Source organism: Leptospira mtsangambouensis, from assembly GCF_004770475.1.
Taxonomy (GTDB): Bacteria; Spirochaetota; Leptospiria; order Leptospirales; family Leptospiraceae; genus Leptospira_A; species Leptospira_A mtsangambouensis.
Map to the genome: position 1 here is coordinate 126,985 of NZ_RQHK01000003.1, position 11,629 is coordinate 138,613.

16 protein-coding genes are annotated in these 11,629 nt (G+C 39.7%); 5 read left to right on the plus strand and 11 right to left on the minus strand.

Features of this window, described 5'->3' with window-relative positions; translation table 11 throughout:
* Positions 1-80: 80 nt before the first annotated feature.
* Positions 81-470, minus strand: a complete 390-nt coding sequence (locus tag EHR01_RS07150) for an FKBP-type peptidyl-prolyl cis-trans isomerase (RefSeq protein WP_135694015.1) — start codon at positions 468-470, stop codon at positions 81-83.
* Between the two features lie 83 nt (positions 471-553).
* Between EHR01_RS07150 and EHR01_RS07155 the strand changes: the two genes are divergently transcribed.
* Positions 554-868: a ribonuclease HepT family protein gene (locus EHR01_RS07155; protein WP_135694016.1), complete on the plus strand. Its 315-nt coding sequence runs from the start codon at positions 554-556 to the stop codon at positions 866-868.
* Between the two features lies 1 nt (position 869).
* Here EHR01_RS07155 and EHR01_RS07160 read toward each other — a convergent pair whose 3' ends face one another.
* Positions 870-1,994 (minus strand): DUF1577 domain-containing protein, encoded by a 1,125-nt coding sequence (locus EHR01_RS07160; RefSeq protein ID WP_244310013.1) that lies wholly within the window; start codon positions 1,992-1,994, stop codon positions 870-872.
* A gap of 109 nt (positions 1,995-2,103) precedes the next feature.
* Entirely contained in the window at positions 2,104-2,664 is a 561-nt protein-coding gene (locus tag EHR01_RS07165; RefSeq protein WP_135694018.1) for a hypothetical protein, read from the minus strand.
* A 178-nt stretch (positions 2,665-2,842) separates the two neighbouring features.
* Here EHR01_RS07165 and EHR01_RS07170 point away from each other — a divergent pair, with 178 nt between their 5' ends.
* The gene (locus EHR01_RS07170; protein ID WP_135694019.1) at positions 2,843-3,787 is read left to right on the plus strand and encodes a patatin-like phospholipase family protein; all 945 of its coding nucleotides are present in this window, start codon (positions 2,843-2,845) and stop codon (positions 3,785-3,787) included.
* Between the two features lie 71 nt (positions 3,788-3,858).
* Here EHR01_RS07170 and EHR01_RS07175 read toward each other — a convergent pair whose 3' ends face one another.
* Complete coding sequence (locus EHR01_RS07175) at positions 3,859-6,132, minus strand: hypothetical protein (RefSeq protein WP_425269977.1); 2,274 nt, start codon at positions 6,130-6,132, stop codon at positions 3,859-3,861.
* A 252-nt stretch (positions 6,133-6,384) separates the two neighbouring features.
* Between EHR01_RS07175 and EHR01_RS07180 the strand changes: the two genes are divergently transcribed.
* Both EHR01_RS07180 and EHR01_RS07185 read left to right on the plus strand, forming a co-directional pair.
* Positions 6,385-6,702 (plus strand): hypothetical protein, encoded by a 318-nt coding sequence (locus EHR01_RS07180; protein WP_244310014.1) that lies wholly within the window; start codon positions 6,385-6,387, stop codon positions 6,700-6,702.
* 43 nt (positions 6,703-6,745) lie between these two features.
* Complete coding sequence (locus tag EHR01_RS07185; RefSeq protein WP_135694022.1) at positions 6,746-7,141, plus strand: acyl-CoA thioesterase; 396 nt, start codon at positions 6,746-6,748, stop codon at positions 7,139-7,141.
* A gap of 1 nt (position 7,142) precedes the next feature.
* On the opposite strand, the gene EHR01_RS07190 is transcribed toward EHR01_RS07185, so the two are convergent.
* Positions 7,143-7,529 (minus strand): LIC_11502 family protein, encoded by a 387-nt coding sequence (locus EHR01_RS07190; protein ID WP_135694023.1) that lies wholly within the window; start codon positions 7,527-7,529, stop codon positions 7,143-7,145.
* Between EHR01_RS07190 and queG the strand changes: the two genes are divergently transcribed.
* A complete protein-coding gene (queG, locus tag EHR01_RS07195; RefSeq protein ID WP_135694024.1) occupies positions 7,528-8,511 on the plus strand; it encodes a tRNA epoxyqueuosine(34) reductase QueG in 984 nt (327 codons plus the stop codon). The two genes, EHR01_RS07190 and queG, sit on opposite strands and share 2 nt — an antisense overlap.
* Positions 8,512-8,617: 106 nt before the next feature.
* On the opposite strand, the gene thiE is transcribed toward queG, so the two are convergent.
* From thiE to EHR01_RS07220, 6 genes are read right to left on the minus strand one after another with little or no spacing between them, the layout of a single operon-like run.
* Positions 8,618-9,253: a thiamine phosphate synthase gene (gene thiE, locus EHR01_RS07200; RefSeq protein WP_135694025.1), complete on the minus strand. Its 636-nt coding sequence runs from the start codon at positions 9,251-9,253 to the stop codon at positions 8,618-8,620.
* On the minus strand, positions 9,243-10,046 hold the full coding sequence (gene thiM / locus EHR01_RS07205; protein WP_135694026.1) for a hydroxyethylthiazole kinase: 804 nt from the start codon (positions 10,044-10,046) through the stop codon (positions 9,243-9,245). Before thiM ends, thiE begins: the two co-directional genes overlap by 11 nt.
* A gap of 21 nt (positions 10,047-10,067) precedes the next feature.
* Positions 10,068-10,463: a response regulator gene (locus tag EHR01_RS07210; RefSeq protein ID WP_002974709.1), complete on the minus strand. Its 396-nt coding sequence runs from the start codon at positions 10,461-10,463 to the stop codon at positions 10,068-10,070.
* Positions 10,464-10,468: 5 nt separating this feature from the next.
* Positions 10,469-10,600 carry a hypothetical protein gene (locus EHR01_RS19390; protein ID WP_265352285.1) on the minus strand — a complete coding sequence of 44 codons (132 nt, stop codon included), beginning with the start codon at positions 10,598-10,600 and terminating at the stop codon, positions 10,469-10,471.
* A 59-nt stretch (positions 10,601-10,659) separates the two neighbouring features.
* Positions 10,660-11,415, minus strand: coding sequence for a type I methionyl aminopeptidase (gene map, locus EHR01_RS07215; protein ID WP_135694027.1), 756 nt, complete (start codon positions 11,413-11,415; stop codon positions 10,660-10,662).
* Between the two features lie 3 nt (positions 11,416-11,418).
* A complete protein-coding gene (locus EHR01_RS07220; RefSeq protein WP_100744290.1) occupies positions 11,419-11,622 on the minus strand; it encodes a hypothetical protein in 204 nt (67 codons plus the stop codon).
* Between the last annotated feature and the right edge of the window lie 7 nt (positions 11,623-11,629).

Below are 11,629 nucleotides of genomic sequence, written 5' to 3' on the forward strand. Positions count from 1 at the left end.
AATGATTCTTAACGTTGTCAAGAAATTCATGACCAAGTTGTTATCGTTCTTTTTATGCGTACAAGTCCGATGAATAAAGCTTAATAGATCTTTAAAAGTTCCACTTCAAAGATAAGAGTGGAATCAGGTGGGATGTTTCCTACTTTTTTACTTCCATATCCAAGTTCAGGTGGGATGATGAGTTTGCGTTTGCCACCGACTCGCATCCCTTTCACTCCTTTGTCCCAACCTTTCACAACTTCTCCCGCACCTAAGTTAAATTCGAAAGGTCGGTTTCTGTCACGAGAACTATCAAACTTAGTTCCGTTGGTCAATCTGCCCACATAATGAACAGTCACATAGGATCCAGAAAAGGCTTCCTCTCCTTTTCCCACAACAAGGTCAATGATTTGGAAGTCTTTTTCTGCTGATTGGATGGGGAGAACCAAAACCAAAAGGAAAAATAAGAAGGTGCGGATGTTGGTCTTCATACGTAGTGAAAGCTTCCAAGATTTGGATTTCTTTGCCAATGAAAAAAACTGTTCTTAAAGGAATCGTATTTTAGAATAACCAAATGTTTCACGAGTTTATTTTCTATTGCCGGGAACTGGAGTCCTTTCTTTTCAGAAACCAAATCCAAGAATTCAAAGAAGGGGAGCATGATAGTTTTTTTGCCGAAGAAATGCTTCGTTACATTCAAACAGAATCCTTAAAAATCCCTCAGTCAGAAAAACAAAAATACCCAAGTTTGCCTTGGGATAAGATTGATTCTCTTTGGCAAAAAGATTTAGCAAGGGCTTATGATTACATCGATTTAAAAATGTTGTATTATATTTGTGCTTACGAAATTCCCAAAATTACAAAAACAATCAAATTAGAAACCCGCTAGTTTAGGCTGCGGATTTTCCATTATTTTTAATGATTTCGATATTTTCTTCGAAACGAACTTTTTCAGCATAAGTTCGTTTTCCTGAAAATTCCACACCCACAAGTAAGTCTCCGGAATCTTCTTTTTTAGCCCATGCGATTTTGCCAAAAAAACGAAATGGAGTTTGAAGTTTAAAAACTAGTTCTAACAAAATTCCTTTTTGTTTGGGAAGTGTTTCCACCAAACTACTATTTGCAATTCTAAGTTTTAATCCAGTGGCAGATAAATCCAAAACAGGAAATTTTTCAACTGTGGTCATTAGATTGGCATCTTTGATCCTTTCGATCATTTCAGCAATTTGTGTTTGGTAAAAAGCCAAATCATCATCAGTAATGAATTTTTCCTTTGTTTGTAACCAGTAATATCCAATAGGAATGATTTCTTCTAATTCGTTTTTATAGAGAATTGGGACAATGAGTTCTGATTTTATTTTTTTATCGCGAGCAACCATTGCAAGTTTTTCAACTTGTTCATCAATTTCATCTTCGTAGTTGATAAAACCTTCTGCATCCGAACGGTAACTTTCTGAGTTCGTTGCATCTTTGATAAAAAGAATTTTATGACTTGATTTAACAACATCAAACTTTCTTTCTAAGCCTGATTTAAAAATATCCATAGTTCCTTGTTCACCGGACCTGGCTACCATCCGTTTGCGATAATCTTCAAAGTTCACTCGAACGAGGGTTGGAATATTAAACATATTTGCTTCAATAATGGTTTTGGAGCTGACGATGTTCGTTACGTTCACAAGTCCTTCTTCAGTAATCGTAAAACGTGGATTTAATCTTTCCTTTTTTGCAATGAGGACTTTATCTACATGGATTTGAATTTTATGAGGTGAAAGTTGTTTTATAAAAGTGCAATGAAGTTCTAAATATCGTGCTAAAAGTTTAGAAAGGATAAAGGTTGAACCTTGGGTGAGCGGCCAAACTTCAGACCAATCAACAACAATCTCTTCTCCACCAGGTAATTCCTGTGTGACGGTCATGGTTTGGGTTTGCCCATTCCAATTTGAGTTCATTTCCTGATTCATGAGATAGTGTAAGATTACATGGTGTTTTTGCTCTTTCCCTGTGATTTGATCCATTGGTCGCATAGCTAAATTCCGAGTTTATTATTGGGATTTTCGGAAATAAATTTCCGTTCTAATGGAAAGTAAAGACGAGACTCGTATCTTTGGCAAGAAAAAGGAAAATTTAAAGTAAGAGCAGGTGTTTTTTTTCTGTTAATTCATAACAGAAGCGAATCCATGAAAAATAATTTTGTAGGTGTGAATACTCGGGAAGGTACTGATGTAAAAATGTTTCACAACGTTTCTCTCGTTCAAAATATTTTTTTTCCATCATGATAGTTAGATCATTAAGAGTTTTTTCGTATATGTCTGCGTCCATATAACCATCTTGTAAGGCCTTTTTTAGGAATGTACATTTTTCATTCCACTCTAATGGGGAAAGTACTGAAATCGTTTCTATCTCCAACCAAAACTCTTTGAGTTCTCGTTCGAACTTAGGAACTTCTTTTTTTATATTTTCACATTTGTGAAAGAGTGTGCGTAGATGGCTGATTGCATACCCATCGATTTCGGAAACATGTCCGTCCCAAAGTGCATGGTAAACCTTGGGAAAAGAAAAGGTGAACATCGGTCCCACATAAGGACAGATCAAATCAAGTTGGTAAGCTCCTTTCGCATTCAATTGGAGAGAACCTTTGACAACGGTTCCGTTTATATTTGTCTCCAAAGTTTTAATGCCGAGCATACTATTATTCAATTGCGTACGTAGTGAAATTTATTGTATGGAAGGGAAAATTTTTACCATTATTGAAATTTACCCACATTTGGATCTCTATGTTTGGCGATTCCCCTAAAAGTGGATTTCTCATTCTTTTTTAGAATAGTTTTTTGCAACCGAAACTGGGTTGAAAGACTCTGACATTATGGTGTCGAAAGAATTTTCTAGTGAATCTCCTAATAAACCCAAACTTCCCAAGGCGAAAGGGACAAAACGTGCCTTACTTGTGGAAGGAGGCGGGATGAAAGGTGCATTTTCTGGAGGAGTTTTGTATGCTTGGAACAGGTTCTTACGACCGAATTACTTTGATTTGGTGGTTGGAGTTTCCTCCGGTGCTTGTGCGGCAGCCTATTATGTATCAATGCCCAAAGAAGAACCTGTTAAAAGTGAAAAGGCACTGGCTGTTTGGTATAAGGATTTGTCGGGAAGTAAACTGATTTCTTTTTTACATCCGTTTCAGGGCAAAACTCTCCTCAACCAAGAATACCTTATTGATTTTATTTTTCGTAAAAAAGTTCGATTGGAATCGGAAACTTTGGATCGAAAAAATGTCCCTCATTTTGTGGTGGCGGTGAGTAATTTACATACTCATTCCATTGAATATGTCAAAGCCACTTCTTCCAATGTTTTTGATTTATTAAAAGCGGCCACATCATTACCAATAGCCACTCGCGGTAAACATTGGTTAAATGGAACATTGTATTCTGATGCTGCTATTTTAAATCCGCTCCCTATTCAAGATATCATCGAAGCCGGATATAAAGAAATTGTGGTGATTATGAATTCTCCCATTCGACATATATCTGGTCCGCTTACGAGATTTACCAGTTTACTTGCTTTTCCAACAAGGCGAACCATCCGTAGGCTCATGCGTAAACTCCATCACTTCCATTTTAATGCAGCAAGAGAACTGGCCGTCAAACCTCCAAAAGGTGTAAAGATCATTACGGTTGCTCCTGATAGGCCACTACCAGTGAAACTTACGACAACAATTCGCACTAAACTTTATAAAACAGTTTTACTTGGTGCTAGGAAGGGTGAAGAAGCCTTACAAAAAATTTTAAAGAGAAAACTTAAAAAGCAGAAATAAGACCTCTTGTTGATGAGGAACCGCATCCCAGTTTTTTTAAATTTTTTACATAATTTTTATTTCTTTTGATTTTACTCGTTTAGGTTAGACCTAACGAGTCCACCATTACTTTTTTTGTGTGCAATCGTAAATGCACCACCGATATAGTATTTTCCATTTTTATACATGGATGTATAAACCACATCGTTGACGGACGACTTCCAAGGAGAAAGTGAATTGGTGTTACTATTAAAGACCCCTAAGGAATAGTGATCAGGGATACCATTCAGTGCAGTAAAGGACCCTCCAATGAGGACGTTTCCATCTGGGTAGGCTGCGATATGGTTCACCATATTTTCTGCGCTCACAGGATTGGGTTGTACGTAGGACTGGGAAGGTAAGTCATAAACCGCTGTGTTACTAAAAGTTCCGATACCACTGATGCTCGTAAAGAAACCACCGATATAGATTTTTGTACCTGCTAAAGTTAGACTGTAAACGATACCCGCGGGATCATTGGCAGGTAAAGGGATATCCCGCCTAGTGCCATTGATTTTGTCTACGGCTTGGAAGTTATCATAGTTGGTCACTCCATTGATTTGAGAAAACCCCCCACCGATAAAAACAAGATCATTTACGACGAGAAAACTTTCCCCACTGCCGCTGAGATTCGGATTCCATCCACTAACCGAGAAATCAGCTAAACTCAGTGCAAAGGCACCGTTTCTCGTATTCCCATTTACGTTTGTTACGCTATCGCCCCCAACGTAAAGCTGTGATTCATCGCTAGTGATCGTGCGGATATCGGGATTGCCTGAAAGGACTGTGTTAATAGGGCTTAGTTGGTAATTTGGTAAATCCAAAATGGCAAATCGATTCCTTGATTGCCCTGCGATAGAGGTAAAACTCCCTCCAACAAACAGTCGATTGTTTACTCTATGCAGGGCTTTGATCGGAAAATCAAAGTAAGGTGTTCCTTCAATTGGTGCCCCTGTCACTTCATCCAAAACGGCAAAATTACTTCGGGCGGTTACATTCACTGTGGAGCGACTGGAGGTGAAAAGTACGACCCCGTTTCCTGCAGATACAATCCCCGAACCTGGATTGGCAATGCTGCTGTCATAGGCTGGATTAAAGGCAGTGACCGATTCACCGGGCAAAGAAAGGGCCGCAGCGTAGTTTCTCGGGACAGATTTCACAGAGGTAAAATCTCCGGTTAAGTATAGTGTATTTTCAATGATTTGCAGAGTTGAGACAGGTTGACTAATACCAAAATTTGTACTGATGGCGGTACCCGTACTATTATTGACAGAGACCAAATTGGTAGCAGTCGTTCCCCCATTGATGGTGGTAAAATCACCACCTAAATAAATTGTATTGTTGTACTGTTGGATGGAATTGACCTTAGCATTGGGATTTGGATTCCAATTGGTTAAAGTTCCGTCGGGAAAGAAAGATACAGCTCTACTAAAGGTTGTGGTTGTCAAATCACCCACAGCATAGATAACGGGACTCCCACTGGCATTGGTTCCGTAGTGCAAATCTAAGCAACTAGCTCCGTTTATCGTTGTAGTGAAAGAAGGTATGATGAGACCAGTGGAGAGCGAAAACTTTGCTAAGCCAGTTTTCGCATAACCAGCGATATTCGTAAAATCTCCACAAACATAAAAAGAGTCTCCATCGGTTTCTAAATCGGACACTAGTGTATTAGGATTTGGAGCGAACGAAGTGTCCAAGGCGCCGGTATATCGATTCACACGAACCAGATACCCACTCAAATCGTCAGTATAATATCCGCCTGCATAGAGAAAATCTCCCGCTAGTAACAATGTATAAACACTTTTATTATTATCATTGGGAACCGTAAAGTTATGATCCAACTGGCAACCAGGAAGGATATGGGCTATACTAAACTTTTCTACGCCTTGGACTGCATAAAATTCACCGCCAATATAAAATCCACCATTTCCATCAGAGATGGCGATACCAGTAGTCCCCACTACTTTTAAATAAGGGCAATAACGATTGGGTAGTACCTTCCCATTGGATGTTTCTAAATAAACAACATTCCCGGTAGACGGTCCTACTAATTGGAAACTTCCTCCGATGATGATTTGGTCGTTATAACTAGTGATCGCATTGACACTCGTAGCAATTGACGGTGGTGTTGGCATGAACACTCCCCATAAGTCTTGGAAATCAAAAGAGGGGAGACAAGAAGGCGATCTATCACCTGTGACAAATCTTATGATCGTTGCTTGGAAGTATTCTTTTGTTTTTGCATCACAAGTGTTCGAGAGTTCAGCAGGTTTGCAGCCAAAGGCTAAACCCATTGCCAATGAAAAAAATATTATCTGTTTTCGCATGCCCATCATGACTCGTTATTCTACTAAAGTAATATTATTTGTCCAGTCGTTTGAAATAAATTTCTGCCGAACTGAGGTGAGTCTAAAGTCTTGATGGTTTGGGTTTTTCTGATGTTAGTCGGAACAGGGTTGGTTCTTGTATGGTTTTGGGAAAAAAGTCCAAAAACTAACAGCTCTGTACTACCTTTACGCAAAGAAAAAACCTTCACTTCAGATAAAATTGCAAATGTTATGGAATCCCAGCGGAAGGAAATGTCTGTTCTATTTGGGGCAGGACTTTCTCAATTGGAAGAACATTCAATGGATCGATTGCGGGAGTTTTTAGATCCTTCCATTTTATCCCAAATAGGATATATCACTTTAATTGGTTCTGCCGATGCATCCGGGCATTTGGTCACCAATCGACGTTTGGTGAAAGAACGAATCAGAGTGGTGGAAAGGTATTTTTTATCCATAGGAATTTCCAAGGATAAAATTCAGAAAATGTATTTGGAACCCAGTTTCGGCAGAAGCCCTGATGAACGAAGGTCACTCCGTTCTGTTAAGATTCAATACAATTTAGAAACATAGAGATGACATATAAAATCCTATTGATTCATTTGAATAAACGACAATGATTCAAACTGATATCCAAATTCGATTTAATGACATGGATCCCATGAGGAGAGTCAATAACTCTAGTTATTCGACTTATTTAGAATTAGCAAGATTAGATTTTTGTAATCGTTATCTTTCCGTTTCGGAATTGGAAGACATCCCTTTTGTTCTGGCACGTGTGGAAATGGATTTAAAGGCTTCTGTTTTGCCTGGGGCTTCTATTTTTGTTGAAACTTGGGTTTCCTCTATTGGCACAACTTCTTGGGAATTTTCTTATTCCATCCGAGATAAAAAAACCAATGAACTTTATGTTTCTGCAAAAACAGTTCAGGTTTATTTTGATTACAGAGCAAAATCCAAAAAACCAATTCCTCCTGATTTTTTAAAATCATTAGAAAAAGAAAGTTTGTGATTTAGAACAACTCATGTGAATCAAAATGTTTCCATTCCCAATGGTAGGCAGATTTATCCCCGTATTGGATACATTCCGAGAGCCAATTGGATTCAAGCTCAGGACTCAGAACAGAATAAGTTTCTGAAACGGACCGAATGAGCTCGCGGTATTCGGGAAGGATTTCTGGCAAAAGAGGATCTGTGTTTCGTTCGAGTAGTCTTACCACAGATTGGAGTAGGGCAAAATAAATACCCTTTCGCAAAAGATCGGGAAGTCCCTTGGGAACTGCCACCAGTGCTTCTATTTGCGGAAAGAGAGAAACTAGTTTTGGAACATGGACATACAAATGGCTTGGCAACTGGCCTTGCATTTCAGTAAGATATACTTCGTTCTCTCCATCACTCATGACAAATCCAATTTACCAGATCCGTTCTCAAATTAAAACCATTTGTGAAAAAGAAGGTTTTTCTTTGGTAGGATTTACGGAGGCAAAAATTCCTGAAGCAGACTTGGCACATTTGGAGGAGTGGATTTCAGAAGGAAGATTTGGGAATATGGATTGGTTTGCCAAAGACCATGCTCTGGGAATTCGGAATCGTTTTGAAAATTTAGGTCTTACACCTCGTTCTGCGATTTGTCTTGGATTTATATACCGTTCGAATGCTTCCGAAGAGATTCTTTCTCAAATGGAATCCAAAGTTTCTCGTTATGCGTTAGGTTCTGATTACCATATCATTCTCAAAGAAAAAGGAAATCGGATTTTAAAAACTTTAAGGACAAAGTTCCCAAATCATAAATTCCGACAATCTGTGGATAGTTTGCCCGTTGCAGAAAAAATTCTGACGAGAGAATCTGGAATTGCCTGGCAGGGAAAAAATACCAACCTCATTCACCCCAAACTGGGGTCTTATTTTTTTCTTTCTACCATTCTCACCGATTTGGAATTAGGTGGCCCAGATCCTGAAGAAATCATCACCGATCATTGCGGGAGTTGTCGCAAATGTTTGGATGTTTGTCCGACAGGTGCTTTGGATGCATATAAAATCGATGCCAAAAAATGTATTTCGTACCTAACCATTGAAGATAGGAGAGAAACGGAAGCCACGGAAACTTTTTTAAGTTGGGACCGGAAGGGTTGGGTGTATGGTTGTGATCTTTGCCAAGAGGTTTGTCCTTGGAATGCCAATATCGCCAAACGAAACGAAGTCGAAACATCGGAACGAGAATTTTTACCCAGAGCTTTCTGGACCAATCCGGAATTCACCAATAAAAAAACACTCACCAAACAAGAATTTGATGAATATTTTAAAGATTCGCCGATCGAAAGGATAGGTTTTGAAATTTGGAACCGAAATTTACAACATTTGAATGAAAAAGAATCAAACTGATACTGATAAATTTTTAAACAACTGAATGGATGCGATCTTATCAAAAGATGAATGATTTGAGTTCCCGCTTCATAGAATTTGAACCTATTCTATTTTACTCTTTTCTTTAATGGAATTTTTTCGATAAATTCTCTGTGGTTAGTTTCGGATCTTTTGCCGAACAAATCGCACTCACAACAGCAAGGGAATCGGCACCTGCTTGGATCACATCGGCCGCATTCGATTCTTTGATTCCCCCAATGGCAACAATCGGAAGCTGGGTCTCGTTTTTTAACCAGCGAACGCCAGTTAAGCCCCATGCTGATTTTGTATTCGTTTTCGTATCTGTATCAAATACAGGAGAAACGGCGAGATAATGGAGTGGAGGTTTTGGGTCATTTTGGATGAGAGAAAAATAATCTTCTTTCGTTTCTAAAGAAAGTCCAATGATTGCCTTTTCTCCTAAAATTCTACGCGCTTCCCACCAAGGCAAATCGGATTGTCCCAGATGGACTCCGTCGGCTCCTGCAGCCAAACAAATATCCAATCGATCATTGATGAGAAGGGGAACTGAAAATGGTCTTAGGATTTCTTTTAAATGTTTGGCGAGTTCTAAAAATGTTCGGCTATCGGCTTCTTTTTCCCTCAGTTGGACAAGAGAAACACCACCAAGGGCCGCAAGTCTTACAACTTCTGCTAAATTATGGTGAATACATAAGGGTCTATCTGTGACTAGATAAACCCCTTTGATTTTATTCTCCATTTAACTTTTGTTTAATGGTATCAGCTCCGATTTCATAAAGGGCATCTAAAAAAGCGACTTGAAAACTACCTGGAGAACTTGTTTTGGATTTTGCCATTTCCCCAGCAATTCCCATCACAGCCATTGCGGAAGTTGCGGCCCGGAACTGGTTGGGTTGGATGGCAGCAAAGGCCCCACAAATGGCAGAAGCTGTACAACCAAGACCAGTGACCTTAGTCATCAGTACATCTCCATTTCTCACTTGGGCTTTTTCAGTTCCACTTAAGATATAATCAGTGGCACCTGAAATGACCACAACACCACCAGTGACTTTAGAAAGAGACTTCCCTGAATCCACTGCAGACTCAGATGAATCAGTGGCATCCACTCCTTTCGTTTTTCCAGAAGAATTGAGAGTCGAGAGAATTTCGGATGCATTTCCTCGCACAATACTAGGGCTCCCAGCACCAAGGATGCGACGAATTGCCATATTACGCAAGTTACTCGCTCCTGCTCCCACTGGATCCAGTACAAGAGGTTTGTTTAGAGACACTGCTTTTGCCGCAGCCTTTTCCATACTTTGGATCCAAGGTTCTGATAAAGTTCCAATGTTGATGACAGTTGCCGAACAGATTGTAACCATTTCTTCCACTTCCTCAATGGCATGAGCCATAATAGGAGAGGCACCAATGGCAAGCAGTGCATTGGCAGTGTTATTCATGACTACGTAGTTTGTAATATTATGAACGAGAGGGGACTTGGAACGTAAACTTTCTAAGTCTTCGATAGTGTTTTGAATGATTGATTGAGACATGCGGAGGTTTCCTAGGAAAACCTAGGCAATCTTCGCAATGGCGTCTTCTACTTTTTTGATTAAATCAGATTCCGACCAAGGTTTGTTTAAAAAACTATGTAAGTCAACTTCCCCTCGCAATTTATTGAGTGAAAGCTCATCAATATGACCGGAAATAATTATTTTCTTAATCCCTGGATAAGTTTTGTGGACATCCCTAAGAAACTCATCTCCTCTTTGGTTGGGCATAAGCCAATCCGAAATGATGATGAGGATGTCGATACCTTCTTCTGCCAATTCTTCGATGATCGACCATGCCTCTTCTGTATTTTGGGCAGTTTCATAACGATACTCGTTCCCAAAATGTTTTTTGAGCTGAGACTTCAGGCTCATCAGAATGATTTGTTCGTCATCAACGAAGAGAATGGCTTTGTTCATTGGGCCTATTTCCCGTCGTGAGGGCACTCGATGAGTTTGTCATGGCCAGGGCAGGAACGTTTTTCTTTTCCTGGGCAAATTGCAAAAGATGCAGATGTGATGACAAAAAGGCTAAATAGAGTGATGGTTAGTTTCATAAAAAAATCCTCTTTTGAAATTAGACGACAGATTGGATGCGAAAGCAAGAACGATTTCTTCAAACTTTTGTTAGAATTTCATAACCTTTGTCTGTGACAAGTACGGTATGCTCAAATTGTGCAGAGAGTTTTCCGTCTTTTGTGCGGACGGTCCATTTGTCTGACTTATCAAAATTCACTTCCCAGGTTCCTAAATTGACCATCGGTTCTACTGTGAAAATCATTCCCGCTTCAATTTTTGCCAGTTTTCTCGGAGAACGAAAATGAGGTACTTGTGGTTCTTCATGGAAATTACGTCCTACTCCATGACCCATTAGATCCCGTACAATTCCATACCCAAGTGGGGTGAGAAAGTCATCAATGGCGTTGCCGATATCATCAATCCGGTTTCCCGGTTTCACTTGTTCAATCCCAACCCACATGGCTTTTTCCGTATCTGCCACGAGTTTTTCTGCCTCGGGACTGGATTTTCCACCCACAATAAAGGTTTTGGAAGTGTCTCCAATGTATCCATCCACAATAGGTGATACATCTAGATTGATGATGTCTCCGTTGGCAAGGACGTCCTCTTTTTTGGGAATTCCATGGCAAACAACATGGTTGATGGAAGAACAAATGGATTTCGGAAATCCTTTGTATCCAAGAGGTGCAGAGCGGTGGCCATGTTTTTTGGTATAGGCTTCGGCCAGATCGTTTAGCTCGAGGGTGGTAACCCCTGCTTTGACAAAGGGTTCTAGATACACGAGGAGTTCAGCGGCAAATTTTCCCGCTTTCCTCATCGTTTCAATTTCAGATTTGTTTTTAATGTAAATCACGGATTAGAAATCTGTGGACCGAACCGTTGTTCTTTTGTTTGCAGAGGTTCTTTCCAGCGCTTTGTCGATGAGACGGTAAATTTCTTCGTTGATTCCCTCGATCGCGTCTCCAGAAGTCATAAATCCCTTACTTTTGATATAAGCTTTCACTTTAGAAGTGACAATTAGGGATTCCTTCGACGTTGATTCTGTTTGTTCTTCGGACATGGATACC

Bases quoted from the DNA above. Each gene is read 5' to 3' on its own strand.
- EHR01_RS07190 (WP_135694023.1), bottom strand. From the start codon at position 7,529: ATGAGTGATGGAGAGAACGAAGTATATCTTACTGAAATGCAAGGCCAG.
- EHR01_RS07175 (WP_425269977.1), bottom strand. From the start codon at position 6,132: ATGCGAAAACAGATAATATTTTTTTCATTGGCAATGGGTTTAGCCTTT.
- thiE (WP_135694025.1), bottom strand. From the start codon at position 9,253: ATGGAGAATAAAATCAAAGGGGTTTATCTAGTCACAGATAGACCCTTA.
- EHR01_RS07160 (WP_244310013.1), bottom strand. From the start codon at position 1,994: ATGGATCAAATCACAGGGAAAGAGCAAAAACACCATGTAATCTTACAC.
- EHR01_RS07170 (WP_135694019.1), top strand. From the start codon at position 2,843: ATGGTGTCGAAAGAATTTTCTAGTGAATCTCCTAATAAACCCAAACTT.
- thiM (WP_135694026.1), bottom strand. From the start codon at position 10,046: ATGTCTCAATCAATCATTCAAAACACTATCGAAGACTTAGAAAGTTTA.
- EHR01_RS19390 (WP_265352285.1), bottom strand. From the start codon at position 10,600: ATGAAACTAACCATCACTCTATTTAGCCTTTTTGTCATCACATCTGCA.
- EHR01_RS07150 (WP_135694015.1), bottom strand. From the start codon at position 470: ATGAAGACCAACATCCGCACCTTCTTATTTTTCCTTTTGGTTTTGGTT.
- queG (WP_135694024.1), top strand. From the start codon at position 7,528: ATGACAAATCCAATTTACCAGATCCGTTCTCAAATTAAAACCATTTGT.
- EHR01_RS07165 (WP_135694018.1), bottom strand. From the start codon at position 2,664: ATGCTCGGCATTAAAACTTTGGAGACAAATATAAACGGAACCGTTGTC.
- EHR01_RS07180 (WP_244310014.1), top strand. From the start codon at position 6,385: ATGTCTGTTCTATTTGGGGCAGGACTTTCTCAATTGGAAGAACATTCA.
- EHR01_RS07220 (WP_100744290.1), bottom strand. From the start codon at position 11,622: ATGTCCGAAGAACAAACAGAATCAACGTCGAAGGAATCCCTAATTGTC.
- EHR01_RS07155 (WP_135694016.1), top strand. From the start codon at position 554: ATGTTTCACGAGTTTATTTTCTATTGCCGGGAACTGGAGTCCTTTCTT.
- EHR01_RS07185 (WP_135694022.1), top strand. From the start codon at position 6,746: ATGATTCAAACTGATATCCAAATTCGATTTAATGACATGGATCCCATG.
- EHR01_RS07210 (WP_002974709.1), bottom strand. From the start codon at position 10,463: ATGAACAAAGCCATTCTCTTCGTTGATGACGAACAAATCATTCTGATG.